14 protein-coding genes are annotated in these 16,533 nt (G+C 74.6%); 5 read left to right on the top strand and 9 right to left on the bottom strand.

Features of this window, described 5'->3' with window-relative positions; translation table 11 throughout:
* Positions 1 to 3: 3 nt before the first annotated feature.
* The gene (locus BIV23_RS35750) at positions 4 to 585 is read right to left on the bottom strand and encodes a (2Fe-2S)-binding protein (protein WP_071385125.1); all 582 of its coding nucleotides are present in this window, start codon (positions 583 to 585) and stop codon (positions 4 to 6) included.
* On the bottom strand, positions 585 to 1,478 hold the full coding sequence (locus BIV23_RS35745) for an FAD binding domain-containing protein (RefSeq protein WP_071385124.1): 894 nt from the start codon (positions 1,476 to 1,478) through the stop codon (positions 585 to 587). Before BIV23_RS35745 ends, BIV23_RS35750 begins: the two co-directional genes overlap by 1 nt.
* Positions 1,479 to 1,822: 344 nt before the next feature.
* On the opposite strand from BIV23_RS35745, the gene BIV23_RS35740 reads away from it, so the two are divergent.
* Together BIV23_RS35740 and BIV23_RS35735 are read left to right on the top strand one after the other, a co-directional pair.
* A complete protein-coding gene (locus tag BIV23_RS35740) occupies positions 1,823 to 3,499 on the top strand; it encodes a PucR family transcriptional regulator (RefSeq protein WP_071385123.1) in 1,677 nt (558 codons plus the stop codon).
* A gap of 175 nt (positions 3,500 to 3,674) precedes the next feature.
* The gene (locus BIV23_RS35735) at positions 3,675 to 4,442 is read left to right on the top strand and encodes a hypothetical protein (protein WP_071385165.1); all 768 of its coding nucleotides are present in this window, start codon (positions 3,675 to 3,677) and stop codon (positions 4,440 to 4,442) included.
* A 174-nt stretch (positions 4,443 to 4,616) separates the two neighbouring features.
* Here the strand turns inward: BIV23_RS35735 and BIV23_RS35730 are convergent, their stop codons facing one another.
* Entirely contained in the window at positions 4,617 to 5,387 is a 771-nt protein-coding gene (locus BIV23_RS35730; RefSeq protein WP_071385164.1) for a GntR family transcriptional regulator, read from the bottom strand.
* Between the two features lie 433 nt (positions 5,388 to 5,820).
* Here BIV23_RS35730 and BIV23_RS35725 point away from each other — a divergent pair, with 433 nt between their 5' ends.
* Complete coding sequence (locus tag BIV23_RS35725; protein ID WP_071385122.1) at positions 5,821 to 6,861, top strand: DUF2637 domain-containing protein; 1,041 nt, start codon at positions 5,821 to 5,823, stop codon at positions 6,859 to 6,861.
* Between the two features lie 73 nt (positions 6,862 to 6,934).
* On the opposite strand, the gene BIV23_RS35720 is transcribed toward BIV23_RS35725, so the two are convergent.
* From BIV23_RS35720 to BIV23_RS35710, 3 genes are all read right to left on the bottom strand, one after another.
* Positions 6,935 to 7,378, bottom strand: a complete 444-nt coding sequence (locus BIV23_RS35720; RefSeq protein WP_071373579.1) for an ATP-binding protein — start codon at positions 7,376 to 7,378, stop codon at positions 6,935 to 6,937.
* 334 nt (positions 7,379 to 7,712) lie between these two features.
* Complete coding sequence (locus BIV23_RS35715) at positions 7,713 to 9,455, bottom strand: pyruvate dehydrogenase (RefSeq protein ID WP_071385121.1); 1,743 nt, start codon at positions 9,453 to 9,455, stop codon at positions 7,713 to 7,715.
* 27 nt (positions 9,456 to 9,482) lie between these two features.
* Complete coding sequence (locus BIV23_RS35710; protein ID WP_071385120.1) at positions 9,483 to 10,958, bottom strand: protein phosphatase 2C domain-containing protein; 1,476 nt, start codon at positions 10,956 to 10,958, stop codon at positions 9,483 to 9,485.
* Positions 10,959 to 11,438: 480 nt separating this feature from the next.
* On the opposite strand from BIV23_RS35710, the gene BIV23_RS35705 reads away from it, so the two are divergent.
* Both BIV23_RS35705 and BIV23_RS35700 read left to right on the top strand, forming a co-directional pair.
* Positions 11,439 to 12,419: a helix-turn-helix transcriptional regulator gene (locus BIV23_RS35705; RefSeq protein ID WP_071385119.1), complete on the top strand. Its 981-nt coding sequence runs from the start codon at positions 11,439 to 11,441 to the stop codon at positions 12,417 to 12,419.
* 70 nt (positions 12,420 to 12,489) lie between these two features.
* On the top strand, positions 12,490 to 12,972 hold the full coding sequence (locus BIV23_RS35700) for a DUF456 domain-containing protein (protein WP_071385118.1): 483 nt from the start codon (positions 12,490 to 12,492) through the stop codon (positions 12,970 to 12,972).
* A 19-nt stretch (positions 12,973 to 12,991) separates the two neighbouring features.
* Here the strand turns inward: BIV23_RS35700 and BIV23_RS35695 are convergent, their stop codons facing one another.
* The 3 genes from BIV23_RS35695 to rsgA form a co-directional block, all read right to left on the bottom strand.
* Positions 12,992 to 14,182 (bottom strand): GDSL-type esterase/lipase family protein, encoded by a 1,191-nt coding sequence (locus BIV23_RS35695; protein WP_071385117.1) that lies wholly within the window; start codon positions 14,180 to 14,182, stop codon positions 12,992 to 12,994.
* 174 nt (positions 14,183 to 14,356) lie between these two features.
* Entirely contained in the window at positions 14,357 to 15,748 is a 1,392-nt protein-coding gene (locus BIV23_RS35690) for a DNA-3-methyladenine glycosylase 2 family protein (protein ID WP_177240154.1), read from the bottom strand.
* A 70-nt stretch (positions 15,749 to 15,818) separates the two neighbouring features.
* Positions 15,819 to 16,533: ribosome small subunit-dependent GTPase A (rsgA, locus tag BIV23_RS35685; RefSeq protein ID WP_071385115.1), on the bottom strand; the 715-nt coding region annotated here is incomplete at its 5' end.

Below are 16,533 nucleotides of genomic sequence, written 5' to 3'. Positions count from 1 at the left end.
CGCTCAGACCGCCTCTGACTGCCGGGCGGCCGCGAGGCGGACCGCGTCCATGATCTTCTCGTAGCCCGTGCAGCGGCACAGGTTGCCCGACAGCGCCTCGCGGATGTCCGCGTCGGTCGGGTTCGGGTTGCGCTCCAGGAGTTCGTCGGAGGCGACGAGCAGACCCGGGGTGCAGAAGCCGCACTGGACGGCGCCGGCGTCGATGAACGCCTGCTGGATCGGGGAGAGTTCACCGCCCTCGCCGGTCTGCGAGTCGGTCCCCTTGGCCCGCCACTGCTGGGCGTCCTGCAGGGTCGTGCCGCAGGCGCCGGTCGCACAGCCGCTCTCGGCGCGCTGCTTGGCGAAGTCCGCGAGGCCCTCGACGGTCACGACGTCACGGCCCTCGACCTGGCCGGCCGCGACCAGGCAGGAACAGACCGGCACGCCGTCCAGGCGCACGGTGCAGGAGCCGCACTCGCCCTGCTCGCAGGCGTTCTTGGAGCCGGGCAGGCCCATGCGCTCGCGCAGGACGTACAGCAGGGACTCGCCCTCCCAGACGTCGTCGGCTTCCTGCGGGCGTCCGTTGACGGTGAAGTTGACGCGCATTACGCAGCTCCCTCAGATGCGCGGCGGGCGCCGCGGTACGACTCCCAGGTCCAGGTCAGCGTCCGGCGGGCCATGACACCGACCGCGTGGCGGCGGTAGCTCGCGGTGCCGCGGACGTCGTCGATCGGGTTGCAGGCGCCGGAGCACAGCTCCGCGAACTGCTTGGCGACCGACGGGGTGATGATCTTGCCGTTGTCCCAGAAGCCGCCCTCCTCCAGCGCGGCGTTCAGGAACTCCTCTGCGGCCTTGGCCCGCACGGGGGTGGGCGCGGCCGAGCCGATGCCGGTGCGCACGGTGCGGGTCTCGGGGTGCAGCGCGAGACCGAAGGCGCACACGGCGATGACCATGGCGTTGCGGGTGCCGACCTTGGAGTACTGCTGCGGGCCGTCGGCCTTCTTGACGTGCACGGCGCGGATCAGCTCGTCGGGCTGGAGCGCGTTGCGCTTGACGCCGGTGTAGAACTCGTCGATCGGGATGAGGCGGGTGCCGCGGGCCGCGGACTCCGCCTCGACCTCGGCGCCGGCGGCGAGGAGGGCGGGGTGGGCGTCACCGGCGGGCGAGGCCGTGCCGAGGTTGCCGCCGACGCCGCCGCGGTTGCGGATCTGCGGGGAGGCGACCGTGTGCGAGGCGAGCGCCAGGCCCGGCAGCTCGGCACGGAGATTCTCCATGATCTTCGTGTACGGGACGGAGGCACCCAGCCGTACGCTCTCCTCGCCGATCTCCCACTCGGTGAGCTCACCGATGCGGTTGAGGTCCAGCAGGTACTCGGGCCGGCGGTGGTCGAAGTTGATCTCGACCATCACATCGGTGCCACCCGCAATCGGCACAGCGGTGGGGTGCTCGGCCTTCGCGGCGAGCGCCTCCTCCCAGCTGGCGGGGCGAAGGAAGTCCATGACCGGCTCTCTTCTTCGTCTCGTGAGTCGTGCAGATTGAGCCAATCCGTGTGCGGCGGGCGCGGCTCGTTCATGTCCTGTTAACGCGGAGTGGACTCAGTACACCGCCCCGTACTCCGGCGGGGTCAGTCACCGAAACCATGAAGGAGTTGGCTGGCCACCACGGGCATCTTGTAGATTCGTATGAACGGAGGTCATCGGTAACCTCTCCGATTCCCCGGGGAAACGCGGGAAACACTGCGGAGACTCCGGACTGCGCCCTGTACGGCCCCGTGCCGGGCCCTTCCCGCGTCACCCTCCAAGATCCATCGTAGGTTTCGAGACACAAGAACGGCGGCGACGAGATGCGGCTGCGCGCACTTCTGGACACCGATGTGCTGGGGCTGCGGCTGCTCGGCGGCGAGGACGAGCTGGACCGCTCGGTGCGCGGGGTCATGACGACCGACCTGCGCGACCCGAGCCGGTACCTCTCCGGCGGCGAGCTGGTGCTGACGGGCCTCGCCTGGCGCCGGGACGCCGACGACTCCGAACCGTTCGTCCGCATCCTGGCGCAGGCCGGGGTGGCGGCCCTCGCGGCCGGCGAGGCGGAGCTGGGCGACGTACCGGAGGACCTGGTGCTGGCCTGCGCCCGGCACCGGCTGCCGCTGTTCGCGGTGCACGAGTCGGTGGCCTTCGCGACGATCACCGAGCACGTCGTACGGCAGGTCTCCAGCGAGCGCGCCGGGGACCTGGCGGCCGTGGTGGACCGGCACCGGCGGATGATGACCTCGGGCCCGGCGGGCGGCGGCCCGGACGTCGTCCTGGACCTGCTCGGCACCGACCTGGACCTGCGCGCCTGGGTGCTCTCCCCCACCGGCCGGCTGATCGCCGGCTCCAAGGAGGCGGGCCCCGACCTGCCCGCCGAGACCTGCGCGAAGCTGGCCGCCGAGCACCTGGCCGCCACCCGCACCGGCCGGCGTGGCCCGCACCGGGTCCTGCTGGGCGGCGCCACGTACTCCCTCTTCCCGATCCGCTCCTCCGGCCGCACCCCGCAGGCCGCCCGCGACGTGCGCGAGACCGTGCTGTCGGACTGGCTGCTGGCCGTCGAGGCGGACGCGGGCGACTGGCCCGAGGAGCGGATGGACCTGCTCCAGGGCGTGACCCAGCTGATCGCCGTCGAGCGGGACCGCCGGGACGCGGCGCGCACGGTGCGGCGCCGGCTCGCCCAGGAGGTCCTGGAGCTGGTCCAGACGGGTGCCGCGCCCGCCGAGATCGCGGCCCGCCTCAGGGTGGCCGCCCCGGTACTGCTGCCGGGGCTCGGCGCGGCCCCGCACTGGCAGGTCGTGGTGGCCCGCGTGGAGTGGGACGGCGAGCAGATCGACGGCGGCCCGGTCGCCCAGTCGCTGCTGGAGGAGGTGCTGGTCGACCCGCAGGCCACGGGCCCGGAGCCGTCGGACCGGATCGCGGTCGCGCACACCGGCGACGAGGCGATCGCCCTGGTCCCCCTCCCGGCGGTCGCCACCGAGCACGACGGCTCCTCCGAGAGCGGCCTGCTGGCCGACGCCCTGCTGAAGGCCGTACGCGAGCCGCTGTCGGCAGGCCTGGACGACGACGGGCGGCTCACCCTCGGCGTCAGCGCGGCCGTGCACTCGGCGGAGGGCCTGCGCGGCGCCCTGGAGGAGGCCCGGCACGCCCGCCGGGTGGCCGCCGCCCGCCCCGGCCGGGTCTGCGCGGCCGGCCACCAGGAGCTGGCCTCGCACGTCCTGCTGCTCCCCTTCGTCCCCGACGACGTCCGCCGTGCCTTCACGGCCCGCCTGCTGGATCCGCTGACGGACTACGACCGCCGCCACCGCGCCGAGCTGATCCCGACCCTGGAGGCGTTCCTCGACTGCGACGGCTCCTGGACCCGCTGCGCCACCCGGCTCCACCTGCATGTCAACACGCTGCGCTACCGGGTCGGCCGGATCGAGCAGTTGACGGGACGGGACCTCTCGCGCCTGGAGGACAAGCTGGACTTCTTCCTGGCCCTGCGGATGAGCTGAGGTCAGCGGGGGCGCGTGGGGCACCACGCGCAAACGCGGTCACGCCCGGACCCCCACCACTTTGTGAAATCTTTCACCCACCCCCTTGGCCCGGCCCGGCGAATGGTGCTGGAATGCCGCCACCACTCAACAGCTCGATGGCGTGCTCGGGGAGGGCAACGTGGCGCACTCCGCCATGTCTGGCAACGGAACGACCGCCGGTGACGATCCGCTCCAGACCGCGGTGTGGCGGCTGCGCTCGCGGGCCTGCTGGGCGGACGCGGCGGCCCTGCTGCCGCACGACGTCCCCGCGCCGGCCCTCCAGCGGGCCGCGCTGCTGGTCGAACGGTGTCTCTACACCGAGCGGGGCTGGGCGGAGGCGGAGGACGCGCTGCGTACGGCGGAGGCGCTCGCGCACACCGACGAGGAGCGCGGCGCCGCGGCCTGCGAGCGCGGTCAACTGGCCTACGCGGCAACGCTGCACACGGTGCGGGACCGCGCGGACGAGGCGCGGGCGGCACTGGGCCGGGCGGCGGCGCTGATCCCGCCGGGCGCTGCGGGCCGGGCGCTGCTGGACTTCCGGCGGGGCCTGCTGGCCGAGAACCTCACCGGCTCCCCGCAGGCGGCCCGCGCGGCCTACCGCCGCGCGCACGCGGGCGCCACGGCCCACGCCGACCCGCTCCTGCTGTCCTTCACCTGGCGCCACCTGGCCGGACTCGCCCTGCGCGACGGCGAGTTGGTCGAGGCGCGGCACGGCTTCGCCGAATCCCTGCGGATCAGGGAGGAGCTGGGCTACCTGGTGGGCACGGCCCCGGCCCTCGCCTCCCTGGCCGACGCGGAGACCGAGCCTGAGGCGTCCCGGCTGCGGGAGGAGGCTCGCCGCCTGTTCCGCCTGCTGGGCGGCGTACCGACGTGGCTGGCACGGCAGTTGGCACCCCCGGCGCCGGGGGTGGCGACGGCGTAGGGACGGGGTGATCGACCCTGCTTCGCCGCCGGGCGCGGGTGCGTCGTGGTGGATCGCCCGTTGAGGGCGCTCAGCTGCAGCCCCTCAAGGGGTGCGGGGAACTGCGCGAACGGCCCCCGCCGGGCCGCACCCGGCAGACGACCCCCGACGCCCACGGCGCCCGCCCGCCCCGGCTCAGCCCACGCCCGCGAAGTGCTCGGAGACCAGCCCCCGCACCACGTCCACGTCCCCCGCGACCAACGCCTCCAGCAGCGCCATGTGCTCCGCCGCGTCGGCGACCAGATACCCGCGGCCCTGGCGCACCGGCGGCCACTGGGAGCGGCGGTGCAGGTCGGAGGCGATGCGGACCAGCTGTTCGTTGCCGGACAGGGCGAGGAGCGCGGCATGGAAGGCCCGGTCGGACTCGGCGTACGTGGCGGGACAGCCGGCGGCCGCCGCGCGGACCGTGTCCTCCGCCAGCGGCCGCAGCTCGGCCCACCGCTCGGCCGGCACCGTACGGGCGAGCCGCAGCATCACCGGCACCTCGATGAGCCCGCGGACCTCCGCCAGCTCGGACAGCTCGCGCGCACCCCGCCGGACGACCCGGAAGCCCCGGTTGGGCACGACCTCGACGGCGCCCTCCTGGGCGAGCTGCTGCATGGCCTCCCGCACGGGCGTCGCCGAAACCCCGAAGCGCTCACCGAGCACCGGTGCCGAGTACACCTCCCCCGGCTCCAGCTCGCCGGTCACCAGGGCGGTGCGCAGCGCGTCCAGGATCTGGCCGCGCACCGAGGAGCGCTGCACCGCGGCCCGGGGCCCGGGTATCGGCGGCTCGGCGGGCGGGTGCTCGCCGCGCGCGCCCGGCGACGCGGCCTCCCGCTCCCGGGGGCCGCCGGAGGGGCAGGAGGCCTGCGCCACGCGTGCCTGCGCGGGCACCCGGGCGCAGCCCTGGGTGCCCTGCTTCACGGGGTCCACGGGATCCTCCTGGCGGCTTGTCGGTACTTGGGCCATTAACGGCGGGTTGTCACCTGTCCGTCAAGCACCTTAGGCGCAGAACCCGGAGGTGCAAACTCACCGGCGCCGCTTCGCTGAAACGATAAAGTCAGGCTTGCCCGAGTGTGATCAAGACGGCCTCGCGCGTCCACTAAGATCATCTACGGCGATTCCCCGCACTTCACAACCTCCTCACGTGTCACGGGAACTTTCCGCGGCACCATCCGTCCGGGTACTCTTATTCGAACTCAACTCCCGCCCCTCATGCGGCAGTTCGAGCAGAACGCCGTCCTGGGCATCCCCTTGCACCTTCTTGGCGGCCTCTTGCCCCGAAACCCTCTGAGGGCCGTCGGGAGTGGGCCACTATGGCGGGCGTTACGCCCTATCCCAATGCAAGGGACCCCTGATGAAGCTGATATCGCTGAACTGGCTGCTTCCGGGCGCCGTACTGCTCCTGGGCATGCTGGCGGCGGTGGCGGTGCTCGCGCGCGGCAAGCGCTCCTCCGGGGAGAACGCGAACGCGGACGACTCGTGGGAGCGCAGCGAGGAGCGCCGGCGACGCAAGGAGGCCGTCTACGGCACCGCCTCCTACGTGCTGCTGTTCTGCTGTGCGGCGGTCGCGGCCGCGCTGTCCTTCCACGGCCTCGTCGGCTTCGGCGAACAGAACCTGGGGCTGACCGACGGCTGGCAGTACCTGGTGCCGTTCGGCCTGGACGGCGCGGCGATGTTCTGCTCGGTGCTCGCCGTGCGCGAGGCCAGCCACGGTGACGCGGCGCTCGGCTCCCGGATCCTCGTGTGGATGTTCGCCGCGGCGGCGGCCTGGTTCAACTGGGTGCACGCGCCCCGGGGCGCCGGCCACGCCGGCGCCCCCCAGTTCTTCTCCGGCATGTCGCTGTCGGCGGCCGTCCTGTTCGACCGCGCCCTGAAGCAGACCCGCCGGGCCGCGCTGCGCGAGCAGGGCCTGGTGCCGCGTCCGCTGCCGCAGATCCGCATCGTGCGCTGGCTGCGCGCCCCCCGCGAGACCTACAAGGCCTGGTCGCTGATGCTCCTGGAGGGCGTGCGCAGCCTCGACGAGGCGGTCGAGGAGGTCCGCGACGACAAGCGGCAGAAGGACGAGACGCGGCAGCGCCGGCGCGACCAGCAGCGCATCGAGCGCGCCCAGCTGAAGGCGATCAGCCGGGGCCACCGCGGCTTCGTCGGACGCGCCGGCCGCCAGGTCGAGGTCGAGGTGGGCGCCGTCGAGCGCGCCCCCGCCGAAGTCGCCGCGGAGCCTGCCATATCCGGCGCGGAGCAACTGCCCGTACGCGCCCGTCCCTCCCTGCAGCCGGTCCGCGCCGGATCTGAGCCGGTGACCGTCGATCTCACCGCGGAGGACGACACCATGGCACTGCCGCGCCTGGACTCCCTGGAGCGCAAGCTGAAGGACCTGGAGCAGCAGTTCGGCTAGGCCGACGCATGCTTGTTCCGGGGCGGGGGCGTGACCGCACGGGTCACGCCCCCGCCCCGCATCGTCCGCGCGCTCAGGCCGCCTCGGCGCCCAGTTCGAACCACACCGACTTGCCCACGCCGTGCGGCCGTACGCCCCAGGCGTCCGCGAGGGACTGCACCAGCACCAGGCCCCGGCCGTGGGTGTCGTCGTCCGTCTCCGGCCCCCGCGGCTCGGGTCTGCCGGCCACGAAGTCCCGTACCTCCACGCGAAGTCCGCCCGGCGCCACGACAGCCGTGAGGACCGCGTCGTCGTCGGTGTGGACGAGCGCGTTGGTGACCAGTTCGCTGGTGAGCAGTTCGGCGATCTCCGAGCGGCCGGGCTTGCCCCAGTGCCGCAGCAGTTCGCGCAGTTCGCGCCGGGCCTCGGGCACCGCCCGCAGATCCGCCCGCCCCAGCCTGCGCCGGAACCGGTGCGCGTGATCCGTGGTGGTGCCGGCCGCTTCCCCCGTCGTGTCCGTGGCGGCCCCCACGACCATGGGCCCGCCCCCTCGTGCCTGCCTCTTCATGACCCCCGCCCGCACGCTGTCTTCCCCTGCCCCTCCTGGTCGAACACGTTCACGGGGGATGCTTGCCCAGCAGAGACCGGGGCAGTCCTGGCCCCCGCCCGAGGACCGCTGTTCGGCCACGGGTGCCGGGCGTGCGGGCCGCCCGGCGGGCCGCCCCGCACCCGCGTCCCCGCCTCCCGGGAAGGCGCAGGCCGCCACGGACGCCCCGGGACGGCCGGGCAGATGCGCCCGGCACCGGCCGTCGGCACACCGTCACACCCCGTGAAACTGGCCGAAATCCGCCCCTCCGGTCGCTGCGGAGGCGCTAAGGACGTGGCACGTTGCGCAGATTGGAGCGGGCCATCTGAAGCATCCGGCCGACCCCGCCGTCGAGCACGATCCTGGACGCGGAGAGCGCGAACCCGGTGACCATCTCGGCGCTGATCTTCGGCGGGATGGACAGCGCGTTGGGGTCGGTGACGATGTCCACCAGCGCCGGTCCCCGGTGTCTGAAGGCGTCCTTGAGCGCCCCGGCGAGCTGTTTGGGCTTCTCCACCCGCACCCCGTACGCCCCGCACGCCCGTGCGACGGCGGCGAAGTCGGGGTTGACGTTGGTGGTGCCGTACGAGGGCAGTCCGGCGACCAGCATCTCCAGCTCGACCATGCCGAGCGAGGAGTTGTCGAACAGCACCACCTTGACCGGAAGGTCGTGCTGGACGAGGGTCAGGAAGTCGCCCATCAGCATCGAGAAGCCGCCGTCGCCCGACATCGACACCACCTGCCGGCCCCGGTCGGTGAACTGGGCGCCGATCGCCATGGGCAGCGCGTTCGCCATCGAGCCGTGCGAGAACGAACCGATGATCCGGCGGCGCCCGTTGGGCGAGACGTACCGCGCCGCCCACACGTTGCACATGCCGGTGTCGACGGTGAACACGGCGTCGTCGTCGGCGACGTCGTCGAGGACGGCGGCCACGTACTCGGGGTGGATCGGGACGTGCTTGTCGACCTTGCGGGTGTACGCCTTGACCACGCCCTCCAGCGCGTCGGTGTGCTTCTTCAGCATCCGGTCGAGGAAGCGCCGGTCGGTCTTCTCCTTCACTCGCGGGATGAGACAGCGCAGCGTCTCGCGTACGTCGCCCCACACGGCGAGGTCGAGCCGGGAGCGGCGGCCGAGCACCTCGGGCCGTACGTCGATCTGCGCGATCTGCACGTCGTCGGGCAGGAAGGCGTTGTACGGGAAGTCGGTGCCGAGCAGGATCAGCAGGTCGCACTCGTGGGTGGCCTCGTAGGCGGCGCCGTAGCCGAGCAGACCGCTCATGCCGACGTCGTACGGGTTGTCGTACTGGATCCACTCCTTGCCGCGCAGGGCGTGCCCCACCGGCGACTTGATCCGCCCGGCGAACTCCATGACCTCGGCGTGCGCGCCGGCGGTGCCGCTGCCGCAGAACAGGGTGACCCGGCGGGCCTCGTCGATCATCTCCGCGAGCGCGTCGATCTCGGCGTCGCCGGGGCGGACGGTGGGCCGGGACGTGACGAGGGCGCTCTGCGCGGCCTTCTCCGGGGCCGGCTCGGCGGCGATGTCACCGGGCAGCGAGACGACGCTCACGCCGCTGCGGCCGACCGCGTGCTGGATGGCGCTCTGCAGCAGCCGGGGCATCTGCCGGGCGTTGGAGATCAGCTCGCTGTAATGGCTGCACTCCTGGAAGAGCCGGTCGGGGTGGGTCTCCTGGAAGTAGCCGAGGCCGATCTCGCTGGAGGGGATCTGCGAGGCGAGGGCGAGCACCGGGGCCATCGAGCGGTGGGCGTCGTACAGGCCGTTGATCAGGTGCAGGTTGCCCGGGCCGCAGGAGCCGGCGCAGGCGGCCAGCTTCCCGGTGATCTGGGCCTCGGCCCCGGCCGCGAACGCGGCGGTCTCCTCGTGGCGGACATGGATCCAGTCGATGGCGGAGTTGCGGCGCACGGCGTCCACGACGGGGTTGAGGCTGTCGCCGACCACCCCGTACAGACGGCGTACGCCGGCGCGGACGAGGATGTCGACGAACTGCTCGGCGACGTTCTGTTTGGCCATGCGTCCATACAGGCACAGGGCCGGCGCTCACGCCTCCCACACGGCCGCCGCCGTACGGTCGTCGGCGTAACCCTTCACCCGCACCTGGGTGTCCGCGAGGAACGCGGCGAGGCCGGGCGGGGTGCGACCGGACCAGCGGCGGGCCAGGTAGGCACCGAGCGCGGGCTCGCCGCGCAGCGGTTCGGCCAGGCCCGCGCTGCACATCACCAGGGCGTCACCCGGCCGGGCGAGAGCGGCACGGAAGCGGAACGGCTCGCGCGGCGGCTCCGGGGCCGGCTCGTACGGGCTCGGCGGGGTGGGGATGCCGAGGTCCAGGGTGAACCGGTCGCCCTCGGACGTCAGGGGCGCGGCGGCGGTGTCGTCGTCCGGCGCGAGCCGCGGCTCGATGTCCTGCCAGGCGCCGTCCCGCAGCCGGAACAGCCCTCCCTCGCCGACGCCGAAGAACACGCGCGTACGGCAGTCCGGATCGCCCGGCAGCAGCAGACAGCGCAGGCTCGCCGTGTACTCCTCGGGGTCGACGCCCTGCTCGGCCGCGCTCGCCCGGAGCCGGCCGAGGCTGCGGTCGGCCAGCCGCTGGAGCCCCGACTTCAGCTCGCCGCGCCGGGCCGCCCGGATGTCCTCCACCAGCCCGGCATGGCTGCGCCCCACGGCCCGCCCGATCCACCGGCACGCCTCGGCCGCGGCCAGGTGCGCCCCCGGCGTGGCCCGCGCCCCGGTCGCCACCGCGACGAGCACCAGCGCCCGCTCCCCCGTCCCGAACCGCGCGGTGAGCAGCGCGTCCCGCCGCGGCTCGCCCCGGAACCGCGCCGAGTCCCCCCGCAACGACACGGCCCGCACGGTGCACGCCCCGTACCGGGCCCCGTCCAGCACGGTGTCCGCGACCAGCTCCCCCAACGCGTCGGGCTCGGCGGCGGGCAGCGCGGTCGGCTCGGGATCGTAGGTGGGCGGCCCGGAGCCCACGTAGTCGAGCGCGGAGGGGGGCGGGGGCGGGACCGCGGGTGAGGGCGAGTCCGGCACGGGGGCCGGGGCCGGTTCCGGCTCCCGGGGAGGACGCCACCCGGCCGTCGGGGCGGCGGAGGCCTCGGGCAAGGCCGCGTCCGAAGGCGGCCACGGGGGAAGGGCATCGGCGGGCGCGGGGACGGCATCCGCCCCGGCGCAGTCGCCCGCAGCCGGAGGCGGCCCCGCGGGAGTGGCGGGCGGTTCGGTGGCCGGGGGCCCGGTCGTGCGCTGCGCCGGCAGCGCGGGCTCCCGGCGTGCCATGCCGTTCGCGCTCCCCGTGGCCCCTGTGCCCCCCGCGCCCCCTGTACGTCCGGTACGTCGCGTGCTCGCTGCGTCCTCCGCCTCGCCCGGCGACGGTTCCGTCACCGTGTTCTTCGCGGAGGCGAAGCGGTCGTCCAGGGAATCGGGCGCCGCCGTGGGGCCCGTGTCCGCGGTGGAGTCGTCGTACAGCTGCCCCCACCAGTCGTCCTCGGGACGGGCGGGCCTTCCCCCCTGCTGGCTCATGCCGGTAATTGTCCACCGCGGGGGCCGGATGGAAACGGGGCATCGGGAAAATCCGCCGCCGACCGCCACACCCGACGGCGGGTCGGGTGAAGGGGTGAACTCCCGTACGAGAAAAGGCTGATGGCCGCCGGGCGGCCCCACCCCCCACGGGAGGACCGCCCGGCGACGTCCGCGGTGGCCCGGCCCCGTATCCCCTTCGCATGCCGCGCACGCGTACGGGCCCGGACCACGTTCCGCGCGACCGGGCCGGGTGAACGGCGCCGATCGGATGGCCGGATTGTGGCTTGGTTTCCTGAGACGAAGCTGTGAATCGCGATCGCGACCATCTGCCCCACGTGCTGCCACCTTGGCAGAGTCACCCGCACAGCGGCGATGATGTTCCGCGGCGGGTTTGCGCCGTGGCCGGTTTCCGCCAGGCCGAACCCCCGCCGCGGCGACGTGGCCGTGGCGTGTGGTGGCTCGTGGGAGGGGCGAAGGCCGATGCTGGCAGCGATAGGGCTGGACGACACGCACGAGGCGGCGTACCGGGCGCTGGTCTCCGCCGGCGCGGCCGAGGTGGGCGAGCTGGCGCGCCGGCTGACGCTGGCCGAGCCGGACACCGAGCGGGCGCTGCGCCGGCTGGAGCGGCAGGGGCTCGCCGCGCAGTCCCCGGCCCGGCCCGGCCGCTGGGTGGCGGCGCCGCCGGGAGTGGCGCTCGGCGCACTGCTCACCCAGCAGCGGCACGAGCTGGAGAAGGCCGAGCTGGCGGCGGCCATGCTCGCGCAGGAGTACCGGGCGGCGGCGGCCGAGCCGGAGGTGCACGATCTGGTCGAGGTGGTGACCGGCGCGTCGGCGGTCGCCCAGCGCTTCCTCCAGCTCCAGCTGGGCGCGGCGCAGGAGGTGTGCGCGCTGGTCACCGCCCGGCCCCTGGTCGTGTCGGGCATGGAGAACGAGGCGGAGGAGCAGGCGGCCGTACGCGGCGTGCGCTACCGGGTGGTCGTGGAGCGTGCGGCGCTGGACCTGCCGCACGCGGTGACCGAGCTGACGGCCGCGCTCGGCCGCGACGAGCGGGTGCGGGTGGTGGACCGGGTGCCGACGAAGCTGGTCGTGGCCGACCGCTCGCTGGCGATGGTGCCGCTCACCTCGACGACGGCGGAGCCGGCCGCGCTGGTGGTGCACGCCAGCGGGCTGCTGGAACTGCTCGCCGGGCTGTTCGAGTCGGTGTGGCGGGAGGCGCTGCCGCTGCGCCTCGGCGCCTTCGGGGTGGCCGAGGAGGAGCCGGACGGCCCGGACGGCACCGATCTGGAGGTGCTGTCGCTGCTGCTGGCCGGGCTGACCGACGCGAGCGTGGCGAAACAGCTCGATCTGGGCCTGCGCACGGTGCAGCGCCGCGTGCGGCGGCTGATGGAGCTGGCCGGCGTGACGACGCGACTGCAACTGGGCTGGCACGCCTGCGAACGGGGCTGGGTCACCCGCTCCTGAGCAACGCCCCCGCACCGCCGTCCCGCTGCGCGGTCCTGCCGTTCCGTGGCTTCTCCGGCACTCTGGGCAGATGGGAGTGTCGGAACTCCTGCTGGTCGGCGTGGTGATCGTGCTCGGCCTGTGCGGAGTGCTGGTGCCCGGGGTGCCGGGGTCGTGGCTGGTGTGGGCCGCGGTGCTGTGGTGGGCGCTGACGGATCCGCAGCCGCTGGCCTGGTCCGTCCTGGTGGGCGCGACCGCCGTGCTGCTGCTGTCGCTGGCCGTGCGCTGGGTGCTGCCGCCGCGCCGGCTGCGGCAGAGCGGTGCCACGCCGCGGATGGCGGTGTACGCGGGCGGCGGGGCGTTCCTCGGCTTCGTCCTGCTTCCGGTGGTGGGCGCGGTGCCGGGCTTCATGGCCGGGATCTATCTGCACGAGCGGCTGCGCCTGGGCCGGCACGGCGAGGCGATGGCCGCGCTGCGTACGGCGCTGCGCTCGGGCGGCTCCAGCGTGCTGGCCGAACTGTTCGCCTGTCTGCTGATCGCGGGGGCGTGGCTGGGGGCGGTGCTGTGGGGCTGACCGCGTGCGACGGCGAGGCTCAGGATGTCAGGGCCTTGAGGACGGTGTCGGCGACGGCGGCCATGCCGGTGTCGTTGAAGTGCAGGTGGTCACCGGGGTCGTAGGCGGGCAGGATGCGGGACTGGTCGTCCGGGTCGCGGACGGCGGCGTCGGCGTCGGCGACCGCGTCGAAGGCGCCGCCGGTGCGGATGAAGCCGTTCACCTGCTGCCGTACCGCCTCGCGGGCGTCGGTGTAGGCGGCGAAGCCGCGGAACGGGGTGAGGGTGACGCCGATGACCCGGATGCCCCGGGCGTGGGCACGGGCGACGAGCGTGCGGTAGGCGTCGGCGTAGGCGGTGACGTCGTCGGCCGTGGGGCTGCCCTTGATGTCGTTGATGCCCTCCAGGACCACCAGGGCCCGTACGCCCGCGCGGTCCAGGGCGTCGGGGTCGAGCCGGGTGAGGGCGCGCGGCCCGACGCCGTCGTGCAGCAGCCGGTTCCCTGAGATACCCGCGTTGAGGACGCCGTACCGGCCGGCGCGCAGCGTGTCGGCGAGCCGGTCGGGCCAGCGGCGGTTGGTGTCGGGGGTGGAACCGTTTCCGTCGGTGAGGGAGTCGCCGAACGCGACGACGCTGCCGGCGGAGTCGCCGAGGACGTCGACGCCGGTGACGTAGTACCAGCGGGTGACGGTGGCCCGGTAGCCGGTGCCGTCCGTGTCGGCGGCGCGGTCCGCACCGCCGGCGGCCACGTAGCTGGTCTGCAGGGCGGTCTGGTGGGTGGTCGCGGGGCCGCTGTCGCCGGGGGTGTAGACGGTGACGAGGAGGTCGGCGGCGGCCGGGACGCGCAGTGGCACCGGATCGGTGACCGTGTCCTGGCCCGGCTCGACGGTGACGGCCGGGACGCCCCGGAAGGTGGCGGCGCGCAGCGTGCCGGGCAGGGCGTCCGGGCCGGCCGCCGCGCGCAGCGCGACGGTGACCGCGCCGAGGTTCAGGGGCGCGGTGCCGAACCGGTTGCTGAGCCGTACGCGCACCGCGTCGCCGCCGACGCTGAGGTGGACGACGTTGCGGATGGCGGCGCCGGGCCGGGCGGCCGCAGTCCCTGAGGGGGCGGTCTCCCAGCTGCCGGTCCACAGGGGCAGTGCCGCGGGCTGCGGGTGGGCGAGGGCCGGTGCCGCCAGACCGGGCAGCATCGCCAGCAGCAGCACCGCGAGGATCCGTCCGACCTTGGCCATGTCTCCGCCCGCCTTCGCCGTGGCTCGTCGGAGGCGACCGTCCCACACGCCCGGCCCGTCCCCCCGCAGCGTGCACGGTGGTCCACCCGCTCGGCGTAAAGGGCGGGGGGAGGATCCGCGCCGGGCGGTGTCCGCGGCGCTGGTGCCCGGGCACGCCCTCCGGGCTCAGCGGCATCAGCCCGACTCCCCCGCCACGCGCAGGTGTTGGACGGCGTACGACCGCCAGGGGCGCCAGGCGTCGGGGACCTCGGTGCCGGGCGGGGCGACGTCCGGATCGCCGAGGGCGCGGACGCGGACGGCGGCGGCGACGGCCGGGTCCATGCCGGGCAGGGCGAGCAGGACCGCCACGGCGTCGTCCCGGTCGGCGCCCGCGTCCAGCCGCAGGGTGCCGTCGGCGAGAGCCACGGCGAGCGCGCCCAGCGGCCCGTCGGGCTCGGCCTCGGCGAGCACGGCGGGTTCCGGGAAGAGATGGGTCAGGCCGCCGCTGGGGGCGTCGAGCGCCTTGCCGTAGCGGCGCACCAGCGGCTCGGCGCCCGCGCTGCCCACCAGCGCGCGCACGGCGGGCTCCAGCGGGTCGACGGCGCCGGGCGAGCGCAGTCCGGGCCGGGCGGCGACCAGCGGGGCGAGCCGCGGGTCGGCGCCGAGCCGCTCGTCCACGGCGTACGGGTCGGCGTCGAGGTCGAACAGCCGCCGCAGCCGCTGCACCGCGGTCGTCAGGTCCCTGGGGTCGGTGAGGTGCAGTCGCGCGTCGAGCCAGCCGCCGGGCCGGGTACCGGTGCCGGTGCGCGGCGCCCGGGTGCGCTCCTCGACGGCGACGATCCCGGTGCCGTACGGCAGCCGCAGCGTGCGCCGGTAGGTGCGGCCGCCCGGCGGGCCGCAGACCTCCTCGACCCCGGCGACCGCCTCGGCCGCCAGCTGGTCGAAGACCGCGGCGGCCTGGTACGGGCCCCGGTGGGCGAGCCGCAGCGGGATGCCGGCGCCGGGGGCCGGGCGGCGGCCGTCCCGGGTGCGGGGGGCGGCGGCGCGCACCTCGGTCGGTGTCGCGGCGTACACCTCCCGGACGGTGTCGTTGAACTGCCGCACGCTGGCGAACCCGGCCGCGAACGCGATCTCGGTGACGGGCAGCCCGGTGGTCTGGAGCAGCACCCGCGCGGTGTGCGCCCGCTGGGCCCGGGCGAGCGCCACCGGTCCGGCGCCGACTTCGGCGGTGAGCTGACGCTGCACCTGCCGGGCGCTGTAGCCGAGCCGGGCGGCGAGCCCGGAGACGCCCTCGCGGTCCACGACGCCGTCGGAGATCAGCCGCATGGCCCGGCCGACCACGTCCGCCCGTACGTTCCACTCCGCCGACCCCGGCACCGCGTCCGGCCGGCACCGCCGGCAGGCCCGGAACCCGGAGCCCTGCGCGGCGGCGGCCGTGGCGAAGAACCGCACGTTGTGCCGCTTGGGCGTCACCGCCGGGCAGCTCGGCCGGCAGTAGATCCCGGTGGTCTCGACGGCGAAGAAGAACGCCCCGTCGAACCGCCCGTCCCGACTGCGCACCGCCTCGTACCTGCTGTCCTCGTCCATCACGCCTTCCAGTGTGGGACGGGGAGAGGGGGGCGGCTAGCGGAAATCGGACGCGACGCTGTGGGCGCGCCTACCGGTACCGCGCCCGCTTGAACTCCCGCGCCGCCTTGCCCTCGGCCTCCTTCCTCCGCCAGTGCCGCCCGCGCTCCGCACGCACGCGTGCGTCGGTCTTGGCGACGATCCACTGGTTCTCGCGCTTCAGCTTGCGGTAGCTCTCCAGGCGCCGCGCGGGGAGCTCCCCGCGGTCCACGGCGGAGCACACCGCGCAGTCCGGCTCGGCCTCGTGCGCGCAGTCGGGGAAGCGGCACCGCTCGGCCAGCTCCTCGATCTCGGAGAACACCTGCCCGACCCCGCTCGCGGCGTCGAACAGGCCGACCCCGCGCAGCCCGGGGGTGTCGATCAGCACCCCGCCCGAGGGCAGGACGAGCAGATTGCGGGTGGTGGTGGTGTGCCGCCCCTTGCCGTCGACGTCCCGCGCGGCCCGTACGTCCATGACGTCCTCGCCGACGAGGGCGTTGGCCAGCGTGGACTTGCCCGCGCCGGACTGGCCGAGCAGCACGGACGTACCGGAGCCGACGAGCGCGACGAGGGCGTCGAGCCCGTCGCCGTGCAGGGCGCTGACGCCGAGCACGGGCACGCCGGGCGCGCTGATCTCGACGTCGTGCACGAGGTGGGCGCGGGTGACCGGGTCCGGCACGAGGTCGGCCTTGCCGAGGACGACGACGGGCCGGGCGCCGGACTCCCAGGCGAGGGCGAGGAAGCGCTCGACGCGGCCCAGGTCGAGT

Source organism: Streptomyces monashensis (genome assembly GCF_001866665.1).
GTDB classification, from domain to species: domain Bacteria; phylum Actinomycetota; class Actinomycetes; order Streptomycetales; family Streptomycetaceae; genus Streptomyces; species Streptomyces monashensis.
This window is presented reverse-complemented; position numbering and strand designations above follow the sequence as displayed.